Annotated in this window: 25 protein-coding genes and 1 tRNA gene; 16 read left to right on the plus strand and 10 right to left on the minus strand. The window is 63.4% G+C overall.

The window, feature by feature from the left end:
• Nucleotide 1 precedes the first annotated feature (1 nt).
• Both ACW73L_RS16765 and ACW73L_RS16770 read left to right on the plus strand, forming a co-directional pair.
• The gene (locus tag ACW73L_RS16765; protein WP_498923669.1) at nucleotides 2-766 is read left to right on the plus strand and encodes a ribonuclease T2 family protein; all 765 of its coding nucleotides are present in this window, start codon (nucleotides 2-4) and stop codon (nucleotides 764-766) included.
• Nucleotides 767-835: 69 nt separating this feature from the next.
• Nucleotides 836-2,305 (plus strand): UvrD-helicase domain-containing protein, encoded by a 1,470-nt coding sequence (locus tag ACW73L_RS16770; protein WP_498923670.1) that lies wholly within the window; start codon nucleotides 836-838, stop codon nucleotides 2,303-2,305.
• Between the two features lie 187 nt (nucleotides 2,306-2,492).
• On the opposite strand, the gene ACW73L_RS16775 is transcribed toward ACW73L_RS16770, so the two are convergent.
• The 7 genes from ACW73L_RS16775 to sseA are packed head-to-tail and all read right to left on the minus strand — an operon-like array spanning nucleotide 2,493 to nucleotide 7,152.
• Nucleotides 2,493-3,230 (minus strand): F0F1 ATP synthase subunit delta, encoded by a 738-nt coding sequence (locus ACW73L_RS16775; RefSeq protein WP_129882718.1) that lies wholly within the window; start codon nucleotides 3,228-3,230, stop codon nucleotides 2,493-2,495.
• Nucleotides 3,231-3,240: 10 nt separating this feature from the next.
• Nucleotides 3,241-3,507: an ATP synthase F0 subunit C gene (atpE, locus tag ACW73L_RS16780; protein ID WP_139558559.1), complete on the minus strand. Its 267-nt coding sequence runs from the start codon at nucleotides 3,505-3,507 to the stop codon at nucleotides 3,241-3,243.
• On the minus strand, nucleotides 3,504-4,199 hold the full coding sequence (locus ACW73L_RS16785) for a F0F1 ATP synthase subunit A (RefSeq protein WP_498923672.1): 696 nt from the start codon (nucleotides 4,197-4,199) through the stop codon (nucleotides 3,504-3,506). Before ACW73L_RS16785 ends, atpE begins: the two co-directional genes overlap by 4 nt.
• A gap of 4 nt (nucleotides 4,200-4,203) precedes the next feature.
• Nucleotides 4,204-4,479 (minus strand): AtpZ/AtpI family protein, encoded by a 276-nt coding sequence (locus tag ACW73L_RS16790; RefSeq protein WP_498923673.1) that lies wholly within the window; start codon nucleotides 4,477-4,479, stop codon nucleotides 4,204-4,206.
• Nucleotides 4,476-4,871 carry a F0F1 ATP synthase subunit delta/epsilon gene (locus ACW73L_RS16795; protein ID WP_236102240.1) on the minus strand — a complete coding sequence of 132 codons (396 nt, stop codon included), beginning with the start codon at nucleotides 4,869-4,871 and terminating at the stop codon, nucleotides 4,476-4,478. Before ACW73L_RS16795 ends, ACW73L_RS16790 begins: the two co-directional genes overlap by 4 nt.
• Nucleotides 4,872-4,879: 8 nt before the next feature.
• Complete coding sequence (gene atpD / locus ACW73L_RS16800) at nucleotides 4,880-6,244, minus strand: F0F1 ATP synthase subunit beta (RefSeq protein ID WP_498923674.1); 1,365 nt, start codon at nucleotides 6,242-6,244, stop codon at nucleotides 4,880-4,882.
• 47 nt (nucleotides 6,245-6,291) lie between these two features.
• Entirely contained in the window at nucleotides 6,292-7,152 is an 861-nt protein-coding gene (gene sseA / locus ACW73L_RS16805; protein WP_498923675.1) for a 3-mercaptopyruvate sulfurtransferase, read from the minus strand.
• 328 nt (nucleotides 7,153-7,480) lie between these two features.
• Here sseA and ACW73L_RS16810 point away from each other — a divergent pair, with 328 nt between their 5' ends.
• On the plus strand, nucleotides 7,481-8,323 hold the full coding sequence (locus tag ACW73L_RS16810; RefSeq protein ID WP_498923676.1) for a class I SAM-dependent methyltransferase: 843 nt from the start codon (nucleotides 7,481-7,483) through the stop codon (nucleotides 8,321-8,323).
• Between the two features lie 70 nt (nucleotides 8,324-8,393).
• On the opposite strand, the gene ACW73L_RS16815 is transcribed toward ACW73L_RS16810, so the two are convergent.
• Nucleotides 8,394-8,636, minus strand: coding sequence for a YheU family protein (locus ACW73L_RS16815; RefSeq protein ID WP_498923677.1), 243 nt, complete (start codon nucleotides 8,634-8,636; stop codon nucleotides 8,394-8,396).
• Between the two features lie 129 nt (nucleotides 8,637-8,765).
• Here ACW73L_RS16815 and ACW73L_RS16820 point away from each other — a divergent pair, with 129 nt between their 5' ends.
• From ACW73L_RS16820 to rimO, 5 genes are all read left to right on the plus strand, one after another.
• On the plus strand, nucleotides 8,766-9,137 hold the full coding sequence (locus ACW73L_RS16820) for an H-NS histone family protein (protein ID WP_498923679.1): 372 nt from the start codon (nucleotides 8,766-8,768) through the stop codon (nucleotides 9,135-9,137).
• An 808-nt stretch (nucleotides 9,138-9,945) separates the two neighbouring features.
• Entirely contained in the window at nucleotides 9,946-10,461 is a 516-nt protein-coding gene (fabA, locus tag ACW73L_RS16825) for a 3-hydroxyacyl-[acyl-carrier-protein] dehydratase FabA (RefSeq protein ID WP_129882710.1), read from the plus strand.
• A 10-nt stretch (nucleotides 10,462-10,471) separates the two neighbouring features.
• Nucleotides 10,472-11,689, plus strand: coding sequence for a beta-ketoacyl-ACP synthase I (gene fabB, locus ACW73L_RS16830; RefSeq protein WP_129882709.1), 1,218 nt, complete (start codon nucleotides 10,472-10,474; stop codon nucleotides 11,687-11,689).
• Nucleotides 11,679-12,548: a tRNA 2-thiocytidine(32) synthetase TtcA gene (gene ttcA / locus ACW73L_RS16835; protein WP_498923682.1), complete on the plus strand. Its 870-nt coding sequence runs from the start codon at nucleotides 11,679-11,681 to the stop codon at nucleotides 12,546-12,548. Before fabB ends, ttcA begins: the two co-directional genes overlap by 11 nt.
• Before the next feature lie 70 nt (nucleotides 12,549-12,618).
• Nucleotides 12,619-13,929, plus strand: a complete 1,311-nt coding sequence (rimO, locus tag ACW73L_RS16840; protein ID WP_498923683.1) for a 30S ribosomal protein S12 methylthiotransferase RimO — start codon at nucleotides 12,619-12,621, stop codon at nucleotides 13,927-13,929.
• Between the two features lie 281 nt (nucleotides 13,930-14,210).
• Here the strand turns inward: rimO and ACW73L_RS16845 are convergent, their stop codons facing one another.
• Complete coding sequence (locus tag ACW73L_RS16845; RefSeq protein ID WP_498923685.1) at nucleotides 14,211-14,699, minus strand: FKBP-type peptidyl-prolyl cis-trans isomerase; 489 nt, start codon at nucleotides 14,697-14,699, stop codon at nucleotides 14,211-14,213.
• 206 nt (nucleotides 14,700-14,905) lie between these two features.
• On the opposite strand from ACW73L_RS16845, the gene ACW73L_RS16850 reads away from it, so the two are divergent.
• The 8 genes from ACW73L_RS16850 (at nucleotide 14,906) to ACW73L_RS16885 (ending at nucleotide 21,852) form a co-directional block, all read left to right on the plus strand.
• The gene (locus tag ACW73L_RS16850; protein ID WP_498923686.1) at nucleotides 14,906-15,565 is read left to right on the plus strand and encodes a thiopurine S-methyltransferase; all 660 of its coding nucleotides are present in this window, start codon (nucleotides 14,906-14,908) and stop codon (nucleotides 15,563-15,565) included.
• Between the two features lie 160 nt (nucleotides 15,566-15,725).
• Entirely contained in the window at nucleotides 15,726-15,944 is a 219-nt protein-coding gene (locus ACW73L_RS16855) for a hypothetical protein (RefSeq protein ID WP_498923688.1), read from the plus strand.
• Nucleotides 15,945-15,972: 28 nt separating this feature from the next.
• The gene (locus ACW73L_RS16860) at nucleotides 15,973-16,992 is read left to right on the plus strand and encodes a hypothetical protein (protein WP_498923689.1); all 1,020 of its coding nucleotides are present in this window, start codon (nucleotides 15,973-15,975) and stop codon (nucleotides 16,990-16,992) included.
• Nucleotides 16,993-17,290: 298 nt separating this feature from the next.
• Complete coding sequence (locus ACW73L_RS16865) at nucleotides 17,291-18,892, plus strand: glycoside hydrolase family 19 protein (RefSeq protein WP_498923691.1); 1,602 nt, start codon at nucleotides 17,291-17,293, stop codon at nucleotides 18,890-18,892.
• 184 nt (nucleotides 18,893-19,076) lie between these two features.
• Nucleotides 19,077-19,787: an electron transport complex subunit RsxB gene (gene rsxB / locus ACW73L_RS16870; protein ID WP_498923692.1), complete on the plus strand. Its 711-nt coding sequence runs from the start codon at nucleotides 19,077-19,079 to the stop codon at nucleotides 19,785-19,787.
• Nucleotides 19,784-20,452 carry an endonuclease III gene (gene nth / locus ACW73L_RS16875; RefSeq protein ID WP_498923694.1) on the plus strand — a complete coding sequence of 223 codons (669 nt, stop codon included), beginning with the start codon at nucleotides 19,784-19,786 and terminating at the stop codon, nucleotides 20,450-20,452. Before rsxB ends, nth begins: the two co-directional genes overlap by 4 nt.
• A 72-nt stretch (nucleotides 20,453-20,524) precedes the next feature.
• Nucleotides 20,525-20,600, plus strand: a tRNA-Thr gene (locus ACW73L_RS16880).
• A gap of 940 nt (nucleotides 20,601-21,540) precedes the next feature.
• Entirely contained in the window at nucleotides 21,541-21,852 is a 312-nt protein-coding gene (locus ACW73L_RS16885; RefSeq protein WP_498923696.1) for a hypothetical protein, read from the plus strand.
• A 398-nt stretch (nucleotides 21,853-22,250) separates the two neighbouring features.
• Here ACW73L_RS16885 and ACW73L_RS16890 read toward each other — a convergent pair whose 3' ends face one another.
• Complete coding sequence (locus ACW73L_RS16890) at nucleotides 22,251-23,306, minus strand: hypothetical protein (protein ID WP_498923697.1); 1,056 nt, start codon at nucleotides 23,304-23,306, stop codon at nucleotides 22,251-22,253.
• Nucleotides 23,307-23,455: the final 149 nt, after the last annotated feature.

Here is a 23,455-nt window from a genome sequence, read left to right on the forward strand (position 1 = left end):
TGTGGCAATCCCTCACTTCGACCGAAGCCGTCGTCCAAGGTTTACCCTACGCACCGCACAGCGCCTCGCTCTGCTGTGCGCCACGCCTTTCCTGCTCGGCAGCGCCGTTGCCTGGGCGAAGCCATCCTGCCGGGTAGACCCGACGCGTGAGAAAGTCTACCGCCTCGAACTAACCGTGCCCGCCACCTATTGCCGTAAGGCCGCCGCCGAACCCGATTGCCGCGACTTCCCGAAGCCGACGCCCATCCAGTTGCATGGCCTGTGGCCCAACTACGAATCGGGCTATCCGCAAGGCCGTTGCTCGCAGGCGGAATGTCGCGAGCAATTCGGCACCGCGGGCCGTTATTGCGGCTATCCGGCCCTGCCGGACGTCTACCGGACGGACTGGTGGCCCGAACTGAAGGATTACATGGCCGGCACCGCGAAGTGCCTGGAACGTCATGAGTGGGTCAAGCACGGCACCTGTTCGCCGATGGACCCCGAGCCCTATTTTCACTGGTCGCTGGCGACGACCCGCCGCATCGCCGATGCGCTGGCACCGCTGGCCGACCAGCCCTTGACGCGCCGGCGGTTCAACGACGTTGTGCGAACGCGGCTGCCCGAACTGGCCGACAGCTTGCGCCTGAGCTGCAAAGGCGGCGCCTTGTCCTCGGTCTATGTGTTGTACGAATGGGGACCTCAGCCCACCCGTCCGATTCCGACGCGCGAGAGCGGGAGCCATTTCGGGAATTGCCGGGACCCGTTCGTGATCCCGTCCCGCCCTTAGCGAGGACCGGCCCTGAGCGCTGCCTGGCCTGAAACCGAGTCCCTGACGAAGACCGCGTCTGCGCTGCGCTTGACGGAGCAGCAGCGCGCGGCGATCGAGGCGGATACTCCGATCGTCAAGATCAACGCCGTCGCCGGCAGTGGCAAGACCACGACCCTGATCGAATACGCGGCGCGGCGGACCGACCAGGCGATCCTCTACCTGACCTACAACAAGTCGGTCGCCGAAGAAGTCAGGGCCAAGGTCGCGCAGCGGGCATTGCGGCACGTCGCCGTCCATACGATTCACGCCCTGGCCTACCGCCACACCAACGCCGGCCGCTTCGAGCTGGAGCACGAACTCAGCGAGTGGCGCCTGCTCGAACGTTGCATCCCGGCCGCCGACCGGCGCACTCAGACCGGCCTGCTGTTCGCGTGGCTGCTGAAGGATCTGGTCAACTACTACCTGAACTCGGCTCACCCCGGCATCGACGACGAGTTGCTCGAGCGCTATGAGCTGGATACTGCCCCGCAAGCCCGCGTCATCGCGCTGCTGACCCGGCGTGGCGGCGAACTGCTCGGACTGGTCCGGACCCTGCTAGGGGAAATGCGAAGCGGCGCGCAGCCGGCGGTACATGACTTCTACCTGAAACTGTTCCAGTTCTCCCGGCAACCGCTCCCTTACGACGTGATCCTGGTCGACGAAGCCCAGGACACCTCCAGCGTGATGCTGTCGGTCGTAGAGCGGCAGCCGGCCCGCAAGGTCTTCGTCGGCGATACCTTTCAGCAGATCTACGGGTTCCGGCATGCGGTCAACTCGCTGGAGCGGCTGTCGGCCAAGGCCTTGCCGCTGAGCCAGACCTTCCGCTTCGGCGACGGGCTGGCCAAGCACATCGCGAAACAAGTCAATGAGGCCTACGCGATGCTCGGTGAAACCGGGACCGTCGCCATCGAAGGCACGCGCGCTCTGACCCGCTTCGGCTCGAAAGCCCCGGACGATGCGCGCCCGCTGACCCTGATCGCACGGAGCAACCTCGGCCTGTTCGAGGCCTGTCTGGAGCGGCTGTCCGAAAACGACGCCCGGTTTTTCTTTCAGGGCGGCTACGCCGGCTATTCCTTCCTGAATGCCCGCGTGGCCGGTGCATTCTTCCTGAGCCAGGGTCGCCGCGAAAAGGTGCGTGACCCGTTCCTGAGTCGGTTCCAGAGCTTTCCCGCGCTGAAGGATTTCGCGCAGCAGACCCAGAATCAATCGCTGCAGAGCATCGTCGGGCTAGTCGAGCGATACGGCGGCACGCTGTTCGAGTTCGACAAACAGATCAAGGCCCGGCTGGTCGAGCGGCCAGACGCCGACTTCATCTTCACGACGACGCATAAGGCCAAAGGCCAGGAATACGACCATGTCGAGATGCTGCGCGACGACTTCCTGACGCGAGCCGATCTGGTGCGCACGCTGAAGCAAAAAGGGGACGATGCCGATCCGCTGAAGCTGCGCGAGGAGGTCAACGTCTATTACGTGGCCGCGACCCGGGCCAAGCATTCGATCAAGCTGGCGCCGTTTTGAGTCCGGGGATCGGGGCGTCGCGCGCACCATGGGCGCGGTACATCTGCTTTGTGCGCACTGCGGTTTCGTGCGCACGGTGCAAGGGGGTGACGGCGCCGACGCCACTCGACTCGGTCCGACGCCCAGAGCCAACCGCCCGCTCTTTCCCAAGCGATTACCTGGCTGGCGGCCGACGCTGTCCTTGCAGTCACTCCGCCAGCCGGAAAAACTCGAGCTCGTCGTGCAGGTTGGCGTGCAACAAAAGCGGACCGAGTTCGAAGCGCAACCCGGCGATCAGGCCGGGGTCCGTTATGAAATCGCAGGCGACAGGGTGGCCGAGCTGAGCGCTGAGGGCTTGCTGCAGGTCAGCGCGCTGCTGTTCTCCCAGCGGGAATGCGCTCATCAGACGGGCGCGACCACCCCCGTCGCCGCCCTGGGCAGTCACCGCCTCCCAGCGTTCCTCCGGAACCTGACTCAAATCGTCGATGAACAGGTCGAGCAGGCGCGCTTCCAGCTCGGGGCCCGCGACGCGCTCCAGCAACCGTGCCGCGAAACGTCCGCCCAGTTCCAGCGACTGTTGCTCCAGATCGGACTGCTGAGCCGAAAGACGCCGCTGCGCCAGGATATCCGCCTGTTGGCGCTCGGCTTCGAGGCCTTGCCGAAACGCGTCCATCAGCCGCGTCTTTTCGACATTCAGGTCCGCCAGCCACTGTTCGCGGGCCAACCGCTTTTCCTGCTCCCAGGCGGAAAGACGCTCTGCGTACTGGCGCTCCAGCGCCTCGGACCGAGCCACCTGCGCGGCGGCTTCGTTCAGGCTGGACGCGATCGCTCGCCGGCGCTCCTCGATCACCGCGGCAACCGGGCGGTACAGGAAACGACCAAGGATCCACACCAGGATCAGAAAATTGATGACCTCCAGCAGGAAGGTCCAGGGGTTGAAGCCCACGCGTGCGGTCCTATTTGATCAGGTACTCCAGCAGGGGATTGCGGAACAGCACGATCAGCACGATCACCAGCGCGTAAATCGCCAGCGACTCGATCATCGCCAGCCCGATGAACAGGGTTCGCATGATGGACTTCTCGGCATCCGGCTGCCGCGCCAGCGCATCCAGCGCCTGTCCGATCGCCCGGCCCATTGCCAACGCCGGCAGCATCACCGCGAGTGCGATACCCAACACCGCAGCGACGGTGGAGGCGATCACTAACCACGTCATCTCGTTCATGAACTGCCGTTCTCCTGCTCCGGCTCACTGAGTTGGCTCTGGATGCCGCTGGCAATGTAGATCAGTGCCAGCGTTCCGAAAATATACGCTTGTACCAAGCCTTCGACGATGTGCAGCATCAGGATCGGCACCGGCACGAACAAGCCGGCGATCAGCAGCAGCAACAGCGCGATCATGTCCATGCTCATCATGTTGCCGAACAGGCGGACGGCGAGAGCAACCGTGCGCGTGATCTCGCTGAGCAGATGGAACGGCAACAGGATCGGATTTGGACTCAGGTAATGCTTCAGATAAGCGCGCCATCCCTGGCTATGGATACCGAACCAGTGCACCGAGAAATACACGAGCACGGCCAACGCCGACGTCACCGACAAGTCCCGGGTCGGCGTCTCGAAGCCCGGAATCAGGCTCAGCAGGTTCGCGACCGCGAGATACAGCCACAGGCTCAGCACGAAGGGCGTCACGCGGAGGTAGTCCCTCGGCAGTAACTCCCTGACAGCATTCTCGCAGGCCCCGACGATGCCTTCGAAGACGACCTGCACCGGCCCTGGCAACTGGCGCAGTCGGCGGCTCACCGCCCATGACCCGATCCAGAACGCTGCCATGATCAGCCAGGTGTAGACGATGCTGTCGGCGATCGCGACCGGTCCGAGCGTGAACAGGGTGCGGGCGCCAGGCTGCAGGTCATCCATCGCGTCACTCGTGCCGCTTGATCAGCAGGTACGCACTGTAGACGCCGACCACCAGCCCCGCGAACAACAGGCTCAGCGTCCAGTGTATACAGAAGCCGGGCAGCCGCTCGTCCAGCCAGCGGCCGAGAAAGGCGCCGCCCACCATCGGCAGCACGACGATCAGGCCGAGCGTCCCGAGATAGGCTGTCTGGGCCAGCAGGCCCGGACGGTCGCGCTCGGCCTGCCGCATCCGCTCGACGCGGCGCCGAACAGTGGCCTCCCAGCGCGCATCGTCCTTCACCGACCACCCCAGTCGCGCCCGATCTGCCAGACGCGTTTCAACATTTCCTGCTCCAGCCGACGCAAGGACTGCTTGAACTCGTGCAGCTCGCGCTCTTCGGCGATCAGCTGCTCGCGCAACTCCCGCGCCACCTCCTCATAATCGGCATGCCGAAAGAGCCGGCGGGCGCACAGCGACAACTGATCCCCGCGACAGTACAAGACCCCGCCCGGCACCGCGAGATACTCCCAGGGACCCTGTGCGATCCTGAAACGCGCCAGCCCGAAACCCAGCACCGTCGCGAAGCGCTCATGGCCCGGCCTGAGGCCGAAGCTACCCGACGCGTCCTCGCCGACGAAGGACGAAACGCCGGCAATCCGCTCGCACTGCGTCGACTGTTGGAGCTGTAGCACGAAGGGTCTCATTGATCCGGCATGGGTCCGCGCATGTAGCATTGCTCCTCCGGCACGGCATCGAAAGCGCCGTTCAGGAAGTTCTCACAGTCGGCCAGCGTCCGTTGCAGCGGCACACTGCAGCCGGCGAGGCCGGTCTGCGAGGCCGTCACGAAAAACGGCTGCGTCAGATAGCGCTGCAGCCGCCGCGCGCGCAGCACGATCTTGCGGTCGCTTAGCGACAACTCTTCGATACCGAGCATCGTGATGATGTCCTCCAGTTCGCGATAACGGGCCAAGTGCTCGCGGACCGCCTCGGCGACGGCGTAGTGCCGCTCCCCGAGCACCCTCCGGTCCATCAGCTTGCTACCCGATTTCAGCGGATCGACGGCCGGGTAGATGCCCTTCGCGGCTTGATCGCGCGACAGCACGACGGTCGTGTCGAGGTGACTCAGAATAGCGCTGACCGCGGGGTCCGTCATGTCATCGGCCGGCACGTAGACAGCCTGAACCGAGGTGATCGCACCGGCCGGGGTGGACGTGATCCGCTCCTGGATCTCCGCCACTTCCGTCGCCAGCGTCGGCTGATAACCGACCGTCGCCGGCATGCGCCCCAGAAGACTGGAAATCTCGCTCCCCGCCTGAACGAAACGGAAGACGTTGTCCATCAGAAACAGCACTTCGGTCCGCAGCGTGTCGCGCAGATACTCGGCATAGGTCAGCGCGGACAGTCCCACCCGAAAGCGCACGCCGGGCGACTCGTCCATCTGGCCGTAAATCAGCAACGAACGGTCCAGTACGCCCGCTTCGCGGAGTTCGTGCCAAAGCTCATGACCTTCGCGGATTCGCTCGCCGATACCGGCGAACACCGACACGCCGCGATGCAGTGCAATCACTGCATGCATGAACTCCATGACCAGCACGGTCTTGCCGACCCCCGCTCCGCCGAACAGGCCGGTCTTGCCGGCGCGCACGAACGGGCACAGCAAATCGATGACCTTGATGCCTGTCTCGAGGATCCCGGCCGCCCCCACGGACTCCCACAAGGGACGCGGCGGAAAATGGATGGACCGGCTGTCGGCAGCGGCCAGTGCCGGCAGTCCGTCGAGCGGTTCGCCGAATAGATTCAGCAAGCGCCCCAGGCAATCGGCACCGACCGGGACACGCAACGGGGCACCGGTGTCGTAGACCGGGAGGCCCCGCTCGAGTCCTGTCGTCTGATGCAAGGTAATTGCGCGGACGCGCCGTTCGTCGAGATGTTGATGGACCTCGAACAGGTAGGTCTCGGAGTCGATATCGGCGTACAGAGCCTGCCGCAGCGGTGGGAGGCGGCTGCACGCGATGACGACGACCGGCCCGTGGACTTCGGTGATCGTGCCCACGGGGCGGGCCACAGTGATGCCGGGCTCGTGGTCAGCCACCGGAACCCCGCGCCGGATCGCTACGGACCGGTCGCGATGGGGGTGTCCGCGCGACCACCCCATTCGGTCCATGACCCGTCATAAACAGGGACATCGACGCGACCGAGCCGGTACAAGGCGAGAGCCAGGATCGCCGCCGTCACGCCGGTACCACAGGTTGTGACCAGCGGCTCGTGCAGGTCGAGCCCGGCCGACCGGAAGGCGTCCGCGAGCTCGGACTCGGCTTTCATGCAACCGGTTTCGGAATCGATCAGCCACTTGAAGAACAGGTTGCGACTGCTGGGCAGGTGTCCGAAGCGTAGTCCGGCACGCGGCTCGGGTTCGCTGCCGGCGAAACGACCGGGGGAGCGGGCATCAACGATCTGCGCTCCCGTCCCCTCGACCAGACGGCGCATGGCCTCCAGATCGCGCACCAACTCCGGCCGGAAACCGGCTTCGAAGCGGCGCACGGCCACTGGCGGCGAAGGCGCCGACTGCACTGGCTGTCCCCGTGCTTTCCAAGCGGCCAGTCCGCCATCCAGCACCGAGACGCGGTCGTGTCCGAACACTCGGAACATCCACCACGCGCGGGCCGAAGCCATGAAAGAGTTGGCGTCATAAACCACCACGTGAGTCCCATTGCCGATGCCTAAAGCACCCACGGCAGCTGCGAACTCGGCCGGCTTAGGCAGCATGTGAGGCAGCGCGGACCGGTGATCGGCAACGGCATCGATGTCGAAAAACTGGGCGCCTGGAAGATGCGCTGCGCGAAACTCGGCGGCCGCATCGCGGCCTTGGCTCGGCAGGAAGAAGGTGGCGTCCAGCACCACGATCCCGGAGCTACCGAGACAGGCGGCCAAGGCTCCGCAATCGAGCAGCGCGGGAGTCGATCCGATGGTCATGAACAGGACCTCGCTAGGCTCGGAGTCAGGTGCAAGTCGGTGTGCGACGCTGGGAAATCGGCGCGCGGGCTTGCTACGTCCGATGCCGACACGCACTGTAGCGTAGCCCGCGAGCATGCGGGTCCGCACGTCGGATTGTCAACCGGTGGCTGATCGATGAGAGTCCTGTTTACCGCGAAAAAACCGCGGAACATCGGGCCTGACGCCGCGCGGCGCAACTCGATCCAACCGACAGGTCTGCTACACTCGGCACGGTGCGGGACAGCGGATTTTGCGCCCTGCCGCGCCCAACGGAACAGTCCATCCTGGCCAATCCGCACCTTCACCGATGACGAAGATTCCGGTTCCGTCGCTCGATCCCGGCCGCTATGCCGAAACCTTCGCCGTGTTCGTCGCACGCTCGCTGGAATACCCCCAGATGGTCGCCGAACTGGCGCGCATGACCCGCGCGGAATGCCCGGAAGGCTATCGGATGCTCGATATCGGTGCCGGAACGGGTCAGGTGATCCAAGCGCTCGCCGAAGGCGACGGGCGCAGCCCAGGCCACTACACGGCGTTCGAGCCGAATCCCCGGCATGCTGAAGCGCTCCGCGCTACTTTGCAGCAACTTGGACTGCCACATCAGGTGCATGCATGCCCGTTCTCGACCATGACCGAACTCGGCACTCCCTTCGACTTCGCGCTTTTTTCACACAGTCTTTATTGGATGGAAGACCCCGCCGCGACGATGCTCCATGCAGCGACAGCGGTAGTATCTGGCGGCAAGGTGCTGGCCTTCATCGCCGGACCCTACGGCGTCCACGCGATGTTTCCACTGTTCGAGCCGCTGCTTGACCGCACCAGTCCGATGCTTCAGAACAATGCCATGAGCAGTCTGGAACTGGTGCGGGGGCTGCGAACACGTGGCGTCGAACCGGACCTCCGGATGCTGCCGACGCCGATCGACCTGACCGGCTTGTTCGATCCTGCCGGTGAGGCCGAACTCGACGAATTCATCTCGTTTTGCCTGCAGCTCGAGTTCCGCACGCTCCCGGTCTGGCTGAAGCGCGACATAGTGGACTACGTGAGGGGCGGGTGTGTAACGCAAGACGGCTGCCTGTACTGGTATCTGCCGACCGCCGCCGTGACACTGTCCGGGCAGTGCGCGGTCCCCAGCACGACGCGGACCTGAGCGCTCAAGGTGCACCACCGCGATATCGAACGCGCCTGTCGCTCGATCCCCCGACATCCCGGCGCGCCCCTCAGTCGGACTGTCGTTTTCCATTCGCCGGCACCACCCTCTCCACCGGAAGAATGGTGCAACATTCCTCGTCCTCGTCGAAAAAGATCACCGCGTTACCCAGCTCCAGCTGCCGCTGCACCTGGCCGACGCGGATTTGCAATGGTGTCTCCCTCTCGCCGTAATCCGTGCCATCGCGAGTTACGAATTCCTCGATAAGGCACCGAAGCGCGTCGGGGGTAAGTTGGCGGTGAGGAATAATCATCGTCTTAGGGTCAATGCAGAAACCTTTCCATCAAATTTCTGAACCAAATGTTATCCGGGTATTTTGATCTAACCGTCATAGCGATAGAATAAGCCGGTACGGTCTGATGCGGCGACTACTCCGCTGGCTATGCCTAACGCGGCCGCCCGTCAGCATCATGTTCCACTTCGCACGACATTCACCATGACCGATTTTGCAAAACTCTCCGAACAGGAACTGTCCGCATTGATCGCCGACGCATCCAAGGCGCTCGAAGCGAAACGCCAACAGGCCCGCCGCGATGTTCTGGCCCAGATCAAGTCACTCGCCTCTACGATCGGTGTCGATGTCCAGATAACCGAGCAGGCCCCCGAGGCAAACACCCGCAAGGGCTCCAAGGTTGCGATAAAATACCGTGACCCCGGCAACCCAAACAACGCCTGGAGCGGCCGTGGCGTGAAGCCTCGCTGGCTGCAGGAGTATGTGGACCAAGGCCGGTCGGTCGACGAGTTTCGGGTCTGACGAACTCGCAGCGGCGCTTTTGTGGCATCAGGCGGCGGCGCTCGACACCGCCACCTGATCTGGCCGAGCCGATCGGGAAATACCCGCACCATCGTGCGGCAGTCTCAATGGCGAGCTTGCTGCCAGTATACGCATCCCCTCTTTAAAGCTGCGGAGCGGTTCCTCGCGCCAATACTCGCCATTAAACACCGGACCGCGGGCTTCGACACAGCGCAGAAGGTATGACTCCGAGCATTCGGAATCGTCTTAGGCCATTCTGCGAATAGGGCCAACACTTTTCGATTAGGGAAGGTGGAAGCGAGAGGCCGGAAACGTTTTTCTCCTCGCCCCCCGGCGCAGCTTCGTATGCCAATTTACACACCCGAGCGGCCAGCCCATCACCAGTCCGTGAGGTCGAAAAAGGCCGGCTCAATCTATTCGATGACCTGTCTCAGGTGACATTTCCCGCTCAGCGTTAATCTTCTTCCAGGTCACAAAGCGTGCTTGAGCGACACCAAATCCGGCAGAAATCCGGCACCTCGCAGAGGCCCGATTCACCCGCGCTCTCCCGCCGATAACGTCCAGACCATCAACCCGAGATCGGCGCGATCCCAACATTCGCCCCATATAGCTGCGAAGTAGCGGCTTGAGTGCGAGCTGACCGCTCGGCGGCGGTGACCAGCGATCGCCGAGTACCGGAAGCGTGCTCTTACGACAGCCCCTCTTCGCGGTGAACCGCCTAACCCCGATCCGACAGGAAAGACCGCATATGGTTCGCGAAACGCGTTTCCCGCTATAATGCGCGCTTTTCTGCCGCGGAATCCTGCTCATGCAGCGTCAAGAACAATACGATCGGGAGGAGCTGCTTCGTTGTGGTCGCGGCGAGCTATTCGGGCCCGGCAATGCCCAGTTGCCGATGCCGCCGATGCTGATGTTCGATCGCATCACCCGCATCAATGCGACCGAGGGGCCGTACGAAAAGGGGCTGATGCTGGCAGAACTGGACATCAAGCCGGACCTGTGGTTCTTCGGATGCCATTTCGAGGGCGACCCGGTCATGCCGGGCTGTCTGGGACTCGACGCGATGTGGCAAATGGTCGGCTTCTACCTCGGATGGATGGGCGGCCAGGGACGCGGGCGTGCGCTCGGCGTCGGCGAGGTCAAATTCCGTGGTCAGGTGCTGCCGCACAACAAATTGGTCCTGTATCGTATCCACTTGAAACGAGTCATGATGCGCAAGCTGGTCATGGGCATCGCCGATGCCGAGATGGAATGCGATGGCCGCGTGATCTACGAGGCCACCGACCTGCGGGTCGGTCTCTTCACCTCCCCGGACGCCTTCTGAGGGAATAACTATGAAACGCGTGGTTGTCACGGGTATCGGTATCGTATCCAGCATTGGTCACAATCGCGATCAGGTCGCTGAAGCCTTGCGCAAGGGTCACTCGGGTATCCGTCACAGCGACGAGTACCGTGACCTCGGCTTCCGTAGCCATGTTTGCGGCCCAGTCGAACTGGACCTCGACGAACTGATAGACCGCAAAGTCCGTCGTTTCATGGGGGATGGCGCCGCGTTCAACTATCTGGCGATGCAGGAAGCGATCGGGGACGCAGGCCTCGAGCCGCATGAAGTATCCGACCCGCGAACGGGCCTGATCATGGGTTCGGGCGGCCCGTCGACGTCCAACATGCTACTGGCCTGGGACACGTTCCGTGAAAAAGGCATCAAGAAAGTTGGCCCCTACATGGTGCCGCGCTCGATGTCGAATACCAACTCGGCCTGCCTCGCAACACCTTTCAAGATCAAGGGCGTCAACTACTCGATCAGCTCGGCCTGCGCGACCAGCGCGCACTGTATCGGCAATGCCGCGGAGCAGATCCAGCTCGGCAAGCAGGACATCGTGTTTGCCGGCGGCGGCGAAGAAGTGCACTGGACGATGACCCTGCTGTTCGATGCGATGGGTGCCTTGTCATCCAAATACAATGACGAGCCGCAGCATGCCTCGCGTCCGTACGATGCAGACCGCGATGGGTTCGTGATCTCCGGCGGCGGCGGCGTGCTGGTCGTCGAGGAGCTCGAACACGCCAAGGCGCGCGGTGCAAGAATCTATGCCGAACTTGTCGGGTACGGCGCGACATCCGATGGCTATGACATGGTGCAGCCGTCCGGCGAAGGCGCGGTGCGCTGCATGCAGCAAGCCATGGCCACCGCCGGCACGACCATCGACTACGTCAACGCCCATGGCACCAGCACACCGATCGGCGACATCCGCGAACTGGAAGCCGTCAAGGCTGCATTCGGCGACAACATCCCACCGATCAGTTCGACCAAGTCGCTGACCGGGCATGCACTGGGCGCGGCCGGGGTCCATGAGGCGATCTACTCGCTGCTGATGATGGAAGGCCAGTTCATCAGCGCATCCGCCAATATCGAGCGCCTTGATCCGGGCGCCGAGGGCGTGCCCATCGTCCGCGAATACCGCGAGAACGCGGCCCTGAACACCGTGATGTCGAACAGCTTCGGTTTCGGCGGCACCAACGCGACGCTGATCTTCCGTCGCTATGGCGGCTGAACTGCGCCTGTCGCTCAGCGACAGGGAGCGGTACGAGTTCAACAAGCTGCAGAAACGGCTGCGCCGTCTGACCGGTGAGGCCATCGCCGACTACGACATGATCCAGGGCGGCGACAAGGTCATGGTCTGCCTATCGGGCGGCAAGGATTCCTACGCACTGCTCGACATCCTACTGGGTCTGCGCGAGAACGCCCCGGTGGATTTCGAGATCCTCGCGGTCAATCTCGACCAGAAGCAACCCGGCTTTCCGGCCGATGTGCTGCCGCGCTACCTGTCCGGCCTGGGAATTCCGTTCCACATCCTGGAGCAGGATACCTACAGCGTCGTGAAACGCGTCATCCCCGAAGGCAAAACGACCTGCGGCCTGTGCTCGCGGCTGCGGCGCGGCTCGCTGTATACCTATGCGGCGGCGAACGGCGTTACCAAGATTGCGCTGGGCCACCATCGGGACGACATCCTCGAGACGTTCTTCCTGAACCTGTTCTACGGCGGAACCTTGAAGGCGATGCCGCCGAAGCTGCTCAGCGACGACCGGCGCCACATTGTCATCCGCCCCCTGGCCTACTGCCGTGAAAAGGACCTCGCGGAATACGCCCGCATCAAGAACTTTCCGCTGATCCCGTGCAATTTGTGCGGATCGCAGCCGAACCTTCAGCGCCAGGCAATGAAGGAAATGCTGCACGGCTGGGAGAAACGCAATCCAGGCCGTGTGGAGACGATATTCCGCGCGCTGCAGAATGCCTCTCCGTCGCAGCTCGCCGACCGGCAGTGGTTCGACTTCGCCGGACTCGAGGCCCTGCGCGGGACGGCGGCAAGCTGCGGGGACACCAACGCGGGACTCGAGATTCTCGCTTTGTGACATCGGCCGCCGGCGCCGCGCGGCTCGCCTTTCTTCAATACCGGCCCGGCCGTGGCCTCACGGTGATTCCATGAACCTTCCCCGCCTCGGATTCGTCAGCCTCGGTTGCCCCAAGGCGCTCGTCGACAGCGAGCGCATCATGAGCAAGCTGCGGGCGGACGGCTACGCACTGGTCCCCAGCTACCACGATGCCGACCTCGTGGTCGTCAACACCTGCGGCTTCGTCGATGCGGCCGTCGAGGAATCCCTGGACGCGATCGGCGAGGCGCTGGCCGAAAACGGCCGGGTCATCGTGACCGGCTGCCTGGGCGCACGGGCCGAGGAGATTCGCTCACGCTATCCACATGTGCTCGACATCAGCGGCGCACACGCCTACGAGCAGGTCGTCGGCGCAGTGCATGCCCACCTGCCGCCACCGACGGGAGATTTCGACAGCCTCGTCCCGCCGCAGGGCATCAAGCTGACGCCGCGGCACTATGCCTACCTGAAGATTTCCGAGGGCTGCAATCATCGTTGCACCTTCTGCATTATCCCGTCGATGCGCGGGGCACTGGTCAGCCGGCCGGTCGGCGAGGTCATGGACGAAGCGGAACGTCTGGTGAACGCGGGCGTGAAGGAACTTCTGGTCGTCTCGCAGGATACCAGCGCCTACGGCGTCGACCTGAAGTACCGCACCGGCTTCTGGGGCGGCCGACCGCTGCGGACGCGCTTCTTCGATCTGGCGCGAGCGCTGGGCGACCTCGGCATCTGGATCCGCCTCCATTACGTCTACCCCTACCCCCATGTCGACGAGGTCGTGCCGCTCATGGCCGACGGCAAGATCCTGCCCTACCTCGACATTCCGTTCCAGCATGCCAGCCCGGATGTCCTGAAACGCATGAAGCGGCCTGCCGCCACTGAAGACACCCTCGCGCGCATCCGGCGCTGGCGCGAAATATGCCCCGACATCACGATCCGCAGCACCTTTATCGTCGGCTTTCCGGGGGAGACCGAGGAAGACTTCGAGTCGCTACTCGCTTTTCTCGACGAGGCACAACTGGACCGCGTCGGCTGCTTCACCTACTCGCCGGTCAACGGCGCAGCAGCGAACGACTACCCCGATCCGGTACCCGAAGCGGTCAAGGAGGAGCGGCTCGAGCGGTTCATGGCCGTCCAGTCGCAGATCAGCGCGGCGAAGCTGCAGAACCGGGTAGGACGCACCGACACGGTGCTGATCGACGAAGTCGTCGAGGAGGGCGCAGTGGCCCGCAGCCGTGCCGACGCACCCGACATCGATGGTCAGGTGTTCATCGACGGTGCGACCGATCTGGAAGTCGGCTCGTTCGTTCGGGTCGAATTCGAGGAGGCCGACGAACACGATCTCTGGGCCCACCTCGCGTGAACCCGGTCGGTATCGATAGCCTCGGCGTGCGGCCAGATATACCGCGCAGAGGAACGACCGGCTGACGCTGCGGAAGATCTGACCGGCTCAGATCTCCCCCTCCTAGCGCGTCGCAGGGATGCGCTGATTCCGTCCCAGGCATGAACGGCCGCGAGGGTGGAGCCAACAACGCCGGCGACCATCGAGAATCTGATCGAAACCCGAGCTGAGCTCCCCGGGGAACCCCTGGCAGGGACCACAGCACCCGAGCCAACTCAGGCGCTGCGCGCGGTCGTTAACGATCAGTCGTGTTCGTGATGCCCGCCAGCCCCATGGACGTGGCCGTGGTCCAGTTCTTCTGGAGTCGCATTGCGGATACCGGTCACCTCGACATCGAAGTTCAATGTCATGCCGGCCATCGGGTGATTACCATCGAGCATTACCGTATCGCCCTCGACCTCGATCACGGTCACGAGTTGCATGCCCTCGGATGACTCGGCGTGGAACTGCATACCCGGCAGCACTTCGTCGACACCGTGGAACGCAGACTTGGGCACCTTCTGCACGAGATCATTGTCGCGCACGCCGTAGGCTTCCTCGGGTGGCACGCTCACCTGAAAACGATCGCCGACTTTACGTCCCGTCAGCGCTTCCTCCAGGCCGGAGATGATGTTGCCCATGCCGTGGATGTAGGCCATCGGGTCGCTGCCCTGCGAGCTGTCGAGCACCTCGCCGTCGTTATCCGTCAGGGTGTAGTGGATGTGGACGACCTTGTTTAGAGAAATCTGCATCAATGATCTCGGATTGACTTGTAAAAGCTCCGCATGATAGCGCCTTTTGCATTGATGCGGTTAACGAATTCTCCCCCTGCCACAGTCTTCAGGCAGTAACGGCCTGCAGGTTGAGGAATCCGCCGCCTGCCGCAAATCCGGCTTACGGGGGATACACGAAATGGGGTATCGTCTGCCAGAGCAACTGACCCTGGATGCATGGACCCATGGAAAGCAACTTTTGGCATGAACGCTGGCAACGCGGCGAAACCGGCTGGCATCTGCCACACGTCCACCCAATGCTAGAGCAGGGCTGGTTCAGGCTCGCCCTCCCGCGCGGTGCGCGCGTCTTGCTGCCACTGTGCGGAAAAAGCGAGGACATGGCCTGGCTGGCGGACCAAGGGTATCGGGTCGTCGGCGTCGAATTGAGCGCAGCCGCCGCCGCGGCATTCTTTACCGAACACGACTCGACACCCGATATCGACGCCGCCGGTACGTTCCGCCGCTTCCGGTCGAGCACCATCGAGATTCTGTGCGGCGATTTTTTCAGACTGGATGCAGCACAGCTGGGCGCCGTCGATGCGGTCTATGACCGGGGCGCTCTCGTGGCGCTGCCACCTGCGATGCGGGAACAATACGTCGGGCAGTTACGCACTTTGGCGCCCACCCCTCTGCCGGGGCTGCTGATCACGCTGGATTACCCGCAGGAGCAGATGGACGGCCCACCGTTCGCGGTCAGCGATACCGATGTGGAGCAGTACTTCGGCGCAACCCACACGATCGAACCGCTCACCCGCACCGACGCGCTCGACGACAGCCCCCGGTTTCGCGAACGCGGCGTCACCCGCATGACCGAGAACGCTTTTGCGCTGACCCCCAGACCCTGACCGCGGGTGGGAGCGAACCGCCTGTGACGATCCCGGCAGGCTCGGGCTCATACTGATGGGCGGACGCTTCACGCTGTCCGTGCCTCTCCTTAACGGCATCGGAAAGATGTCTTGCAAGCCGGCGTTCCGGCAGCGGCACCGCGTCACTCGGACCAACGGCATGACTACCGCGGTCCACCGGCGCATGCCGATGATCCAGCCCAGTGCAAACGGTCACAAATGGCTGGACCCCTTCCGCGATCGCGGCGCTTTGCTCGCCCCGCCGGACCCCTGCCCGGACGACTCGAGCGTGCGGCGGCGCGTGAGGCCGGGCGTCAACGCCGCTTGCCGCGATAACCGGGAACGGATCGCGACGATCATCGAAGACGCGGATGCTTAAAGACTCGTGTACCCGGAGTGGCTGCGGCATGCTCCGTTTCGGAATCGTCCTCGTATTGACCTGTCTGCTGGGCACGGCACTTCACGCTGCCGTCCCGACTCCCGAAGGACGCCAGACCGACCCGCCACCACCGGCCCCGCTACCGGCCGAGGTCGAGGTCGCCGCGTATCTGATGGACCTGCTGTCAATCGATGAAAAAGAGCAAACCTTTCAGGCCGAAATACTGTTCAACTTCCGCTGGAAAGACTCACGTCTCGCCGATCGCCATACTGAGCCCTTGCGATTGATTGAGGATGCCGTCTCGGAACGACTGCAAACCATCTGGAATCCCAACGTGCAGTTCGTGAATGCCGTGGAGAAGCAGACCTTCAATCAGGCCTTGACCCTGCACCCGGATGGGACCGTCGAACATCGTGTCGACGTGCTGGGCCGCTTCTCGACACCCATGGATTTCCAGCGCTTTCCGTTCGATCGGCAGCGACTGAAGATCATGCTCGAGTCCTTTCTGGAGCAGACCGGGCAGTTGCGTTTCACGATCGACCGCGACCGCACGCGCGCCGATCCCGACAGCGCCAGCGGCGATCTGAATCTGGTAGGGGTCCACGCCTCGGTGACCCAGTCCGCAATCAGCGGCTGGAACGAGGATTTCAGCCGCTATGTGCTCGAACTCGCGGTCGAGCGGAACGTCAGCTTCTACACGTGGCGGGTGATCGTTCCAATCATGATCATCGTGATGATCTCCTTCGCGCTGTTCTTCGTCGATATCGCGTCCTACCACGACCGTGTGGGCATCGCGATGGCCTGCCTGCTCGCCTGCGTTGCAACCCAGTTCGCGATCAGCTTCAGCCTGCCCCGGATCAGCTACCTGACCCCAATCGACCGCTTCTTCGTCTGGACCTATATCTCGATCGGCTTCGGCGTGGGACTCAGCACCTGGGTCAAGATTCTCGAAAGCCGCGGTAGTGCCAACTGGCAGCGGGTCGATTGGCACTCACGCTGGCTGAGCCCCGTAATTTTTTTCGCCGGCGTCGCAGCCGTGCTGATCTGATGGCAAAGGCTCTCGCTACGAACCGCCACGCCTGGCCTACATGATTGGGGGTGCCGATCAAGGAAGAATTACCGGCGCCGCAGGTATGCATACCGCATCTCTTGCTACGCAGACCATCTATATTGCATCCACACGCCTCAGCGTAAACTACTGACCGGCCGGTGGAACGGCCCACCGACCTGCATCAGGAAGCAGCCATGACGGGGTACCGATCCAGTAGGACTCCCTAGGCGGAATCGACTCAAAGGCCCACAGGGACCATAAGAACCAGGGCCGTCCAGACTCGGGGGAATTCATCATGCAGATCGATTCGAGTTTGTTCGTCAATGTCGGCGTCCGGCGCGAGTGCGCCGAGCGCTATGCCGGTGATTTCAACACGCTGCTCGCCCGTTACGGCATCGACACACCGCTGCGGGTCGCGCATTTCCTGGCTCAGGTCCTGCACGAATCCGGGTTGCTGCGGCATGTCGAGGAAAACCTGAACTACTCCGCCAAAGGACTGCGCTCGATCTTCGGCAAGTACTTCCGCTCCGACGCCGAGGCCAATGCCTTCGCGCGGCAACCGGCGAAAATCGCGAACCGGGTGTACGCCAACCGCATCGGTAACGGCAGCGAGGCCAGCGGCGACGGCTATCGCTTCCGAGGTCGCGGCCTCATCCAGCTGACCGGACGCGCGAACTACCAGAGCTTCAGTGACTGGCTCGGCGTCGACGTCGTCTCCGCACCGGACAAGGTGGCCAGCGACTATGCCGTCCACTCCGCCGTGTTCTATTGGTCCACCCGCAAACGCAACGGCCTGTCGCTGAATACCTATGCCGACCGAGACAGCCTGCTCGACATCACGCGTGCGGTGAATGGCGGTACCATCGGCCTTGAAGATCGGAAGCACCTGCTGCTCAAGCTCAAGCAGCAGTTGGCGAGCCGGCCCGGGGTATCGGCCTCGTTGCCAACGGCAACGACACCGGAACGACTGCCGCCGACGCACAGCGTCACGGCTTCCTCGCTGAACCTGCGCTCCCAAGCGGTCGTCAACAACGGCAATCGACTGGCGGCGCTCCCTCAGGGCACGCCGATCGCATTGTTGGAGGGTAAGCCAGAGGACGCGTGGTGGAAGATTCAGGTGGCGCTGAATGGACGCCTGTTCGAGGGTTTCGTCGCCAGCGCCCATCTCAAGCCCTTCTCGGGCGCGCCGGCGGCCCGAGCGGCCGCACCGGCGGCGGCGATTCCGCCCGCCCACCTGCAGCAGGACCGGCCCGACATCACGCGGGCCCGCGACGGGGGCCGCGCGTTTCCGCTTGGAGAGAAGCCCCGACCGGGTCGCCAGGGCGCTGTCCCGGCCGAACGCGTGGACGAGATCCATGCCATCGTGGCGTATCTCGACAGTGCGAAAGCCGCGCACAAACGGTATTGGCCCCAGGGCAGCACCACTTTCTGCAACATCTACGCCTATGACTATTGCTATCTGGTCGGCCCCTATCTACCACGGGTCTGGTGGAAGAACGATGCGCTGGAGCGACTGCAGCGCGGCGATCCGGTCGACGCGGTCTATGACCGCACGGTGCGCGAACTCAATGCCAACGCGCTGCACGACTGGCTGGAGGACTATGGCGAACGGTTCGGGTGGCAGCGCGCGGCGGATATCGACGAATTGCAACGGGCGGCAAACGACGGCGGTGTCTGTCTGATCGTCGCGAAGCGGAAGGATCTGAACCGCTCGGGCCACATCACCGCGGTGGTTCCGGAAACCGACGACTTCTCCGCGTCCCGCAACGCTCAGGGTATGATCCAGCGTCCCGTTGAGTCGCAGGCCGGTGCGACCAATTACCGCCTTGTCGTGCAGAACCGCGCCTGGTGGCTGGATCCGAAGTTCAGCTCTTTCGGTCTTTGGCACCACGCTTAGCGCGAGCCGACGCCTGGCGAGGGCGGGAAACCCGGCCTGCCCTCACCCACAGGCCCACACCGGCATGCCACCGGCGCGATTGACATCCCCTGCAACAGACCTAGAATCGCGGCGTTCAAGCCAGATCCGATCGGTAGAGCGGCGGGCCGGTTGATACCCCCGCACGTCGACGCCGAACGTCCCGATGACGCTATCCGACGAACCGCACCCCGTGTCCAACTCCAGCCCATCCGCCACCGTCGACGGCCTAGCGGAGCGCATCGACGCACTATTGCCCCAGACCCAGTGTCGCCAGTGCGGCTACGCCGGCTGCCGTCCATACGCCGAAGCGATCGCCTGCGGCGAGGCTGACATCAACCAGTGCCCGCCCGGCGGAACCGCGGGTATCGCAGCACTGGCAACCCTACTGGGATGCGAACCCAAGCCACTGAATCCCCAGCACGGTGTGGAGCAGCCGCTGCATCTGGCGGTGATCGACGAGCCGAAGTGCATAGGCTGCACGCTGTGCATCCAGGCCTGTCCGGTCGATGCGATCATCGGTGCCGCGAAACTGATGCACACGGTCATCGCCGCCGAATGCACGGGTTGCCGGCTGTGCATCCCGCCCTGTCCGGTCGACTGCATCGTCATGGTGTCCGCGCCGCCGGAAAAACTCGCGCAACCCGATCACTGGCGTCGGCGTCACGAAGCTCGACAACTACGCCTGAACCGCGAACAACAGCAAAAGACCGAGCGGGCGGAACGGCAAAAGGCCGCCTTGCAGCGGCCCGGCGCAGAGGAAATCGCTCGCGCCATAGAACGGGCCCGGGCTCGCAAGCAGGCGATGGCGCCGGCGGGGTCCAGCGGCGCACCGTCAATCAAGACTCCGCACTCCGAAGACAGCTCCGAAGCATGAACCAGGAACGGCGCCGGCAGATTTACGACCGGCTAGCAGCCGCGATTCCGGAACCCACGACCGAACTGCGCTACACCTCGCCGTTCGAATTGCTGGTCGCCGTCGTGCTGTCGGCTCAGGCCACCGACAAGGGCGTCAACAAGGCAACGGAAAAGCTCTTCGCCATCGCGAACACGCCCGCAGCCATCCTCGCACTTGGCGAGGATGGTCTGAAGGATTACATCAAGACGATCGGGCTGTTCAACAGCAAGGCGCGCCACATCATCGCGCTGTGCGCGTTTCTGCTGGAGCGTCACGCCGGGGAAGTCCCCGCGACGCGAGGCGAACTCGAGGCCCTACCCGGCGTGGGCCGCAAGACGGCGAACGTCATCCTGAACACGGCGTTTGGCCAGCACACCATCGCCGTCGACACGCACATCTTCCGGGTGGCCAATCGCACCCGGCTTGCCCCGGGCAGAAATGTGCGCGAGGTCGAGGACAAACTCAACCGGTTCACGCCGCGCGAGCATCTGCGCGATGCGCACCACCTGCTGATCCTGCACGGACGCTATACCTGTATCGCGCGCAAGCCAAAGTGCGCCGAATGCGTCATCGCGGATCTGTGCGAGTATCCGGACAAGCTGGCCCGGACCGCGCAGGATGACACGCCGGGCGCCGCGCACTGACAACCTGGACTAACCGCCCCCCGCACCGCCGAGCCTCACAAGCACCCGGAACTTGTGTAGAATCCGCCCATCGCCGGCGTAGCTCAGTTGGTAGAGCATCTGATTTGTAATCAGAGGGTCGCGGGTTCGAATCCTGTCGCCGGCTCCAATATCTCAATGGTTTGCGACAAGGTAAGCACCGCACCGGCAGGACCTTGCGGCACCGATGCCGGCGGTCTCCCGGGACGGTTCCCAACGAAGTTCGCGGCCATCGCACTCAAGTCGAGTCAGCCTCGCGATAACTCCGCACAGAGCGCGCCAGAGCTCTGACAGCTTGGTCGCATTCCCCTGCCATCGGGCCCAAATCCGGTCTTCCGCAGGCTTGGGGCGAAGACTAGAATCCACCGCAGCGGCGCCTTAGCCGATTCACCGGATCAGTTCCCTTGCGGCCCCGTCGCAACATCCCGAAATGACGCGAGCGCGGCATCCAGCTGCTCGATGATCTCCTGCTGCAAGACATCGGGTGGAGGCAGGTCGTCCAGATTATCCAGGCTGTCGTACTTCAGCCAGAAAATGTCGAGGCTCGCCTTGTCGCGCGAACAGTTCTTTACAGCCGAAATATTTGAAGCGTTCCGTCGACTTGCGCCGATGACGGCTCTCCGTTTGGCAGCAAGCGATGCAGTCCTGCAGGTCCCAGAATTTCAGCGGCTTGGTCTTCCGCGTGAATGGCTGTTGGTGCGGATATCGCAGAACCAGATGCCCTGGGTATGGAGCCGGCCGTCCTTGAAGAGGGGTCGAACAAAAAGCACGTTCGCCTTGACGCCCCAGGCGTAGACGATGCCGGTCGGCAAGGCAGGATGGTGTGCGCGTCGCGGGTTTCGAGCAGTTTCCGGCGAATCTTCTCGCCCGCCCCGCTTCCATCGGTGGTAGCGCGAAGGACGCCAAAAGCCCCAGGGCCCAGGGGGGACTCATGGGCTGTTGCAGCTTACCGCACCCCACCCCGCTTTTGCGGCACCGCGCTGCACAGGAGCCCCATCGAAAGCCCCTTTGAAAATCCACGCCGTGGATTGATACTGGTCCTGCAAGTCAATCACCTGAGGTGCGGACCCATGACCGCAAAGCTCGCTATCGTCGCCATACTGCTCGCCAGCCCGGCGCAGGCGTGGGATACACGGGGCACAGACGGCACCGGAACGGACCGGTTCGACAATGGCTCGGGCTCGCCAGGCATCTACAGTTCGGACGGGAAATTCCTGGGCAATCTGAATTCCAATCGATACGATCCGGACTCGGTCGCGAATCCCTACGGCCGCTACGGTTCGCCGTATTCGCCCGACTCAATCAACAACCCTTACGGCAAATACGGGTCTCGCTACTCGCCCGAGGGCGTCAGAAATCCGTACGGCACCGGGGAATGGTGAATCCGCAGCTGCGGTCAGTCGCTGGAACGCTGACGCCCATCGCCGGCCAGGCAACGCGGTCGAATGGGCCGCACGTGCCAAGTCTGCTGAGCGCCGATGGACTCCACGCGACGTTCCAACTGACGCGCGCTGTTCGCCTGAGCGGGACTCTCGGGAATGGAACGAGACCGCGCTTGTGACTGCTGCCGCGCCCATGCACGGGCAGCGACTGGGAAGGGTGCGATGGAAAGTGCCGAAGATACGGGGCCATTGGGGGGGAATCAGGTCCGTTCAGGCTTGGGAGCCTGACACCTCCGGCACGACCCAAGTCTAGTCGAAACCACGCGAGGCGATAGGTCCATGAACATCACCACCCAACCGCCTGCCCTTTCGGCACGCCACGAAGCGCCGCAGCGGGGTCAACGGCTCGAACAGCGGATGTTGCTCGGGCACGCCGTGTTGATCGCCCATTTCTTGGCCTCCAGCACCGGCAGCAAATCGCGCTCCCAGATGTAGCGGTCTTCACCCCATCCCATGCGGGGCCAGAAGATATAGTGAGCGTGCAGTCGGTTGACCGCATAGTCGTATACGTCCGTCCACGTGCAGGGGTGCCCGCCGCAATCCGTCCCATCCCGAAAGAGATGGCCCCGACCGCCGGCAAGAAAGGTCAGCTCGACCAACGGGGCAGACACGATCCGTCCGGCATAGGTACTGAAATAGGCATCGAACGGGTTGCCGTTGCCTGAAGGCGGCACGGTGTCCGGGTGGGTCATGCCACCGCCCAGCGATGCAATCGTATCGATGAGCTTCACCTGCAGCTTCGGGTTCATCAGCGACCAGTTCAGCGACACGGCCCAGGGCGTCATCGGAAAGGCGGCCGCCATCGCTTTGGCCTGCCGCTCCAGCGCCGCCTCATAATCGGGCTGCGAGAGCCCGCTACTGTTCACGGCGGACTCGGTGTTCTGGACCATCACCAAGGTCGGATCGGTATCGAAACGCTGTCCGACTGCCTTCAGCAGGGCGGCCCAGCGCTCACCTACGGCTGGCACGGCACGCTTGGGGTTGCAGGCGAACTGCCCCGAATGCTGGGAAGTCACTTCCTGACCGCCGCTATAGCGAGCATCCGTCAGCATGTCGTCGGGCACGCAGCGGGCCTCGTCCTCATCCTCGACGTTAAACCCCTTGTCCTCCAGCGCAATACCGAGTTTCTTCCCGGCCGCCCGCGCCAGCGCCAGACTGTCGGCGATGATCGACATATCGAACACACCCGGCCTCGTCTCGATCTGGCGCCACTGCACCCGGATCAGCGCGCCGGCCGACTTTGGCGTGTCCAGCGCCCGCTTCAACGCCTTCTGGCCATCCCCACCATCCTTCACCTCAAAGTAATGCCCGGGAGCCCATTTCTTCACTGGGGGACCATCGGCAAGCGCTGCCGTCGCCGCGAGCATTGCCGCAAGCGCAGGGAAAGTTTTCATCGGTAGGCCTCGTGAATGGTTAAGCGTGTCAAGTCGGTGTGGTCTTTGCGTTATGCGGGGCGGGACTCGGGCATACAGTGCCAGGGAGGTTCTCGGCTTCGCCATCCCTGCGCTTCGGGGTCCCGGGATCCGATCCGGAACGACGGCTC

This window comes from Methylolobus aquaticus (assembly GCF_054172105.1).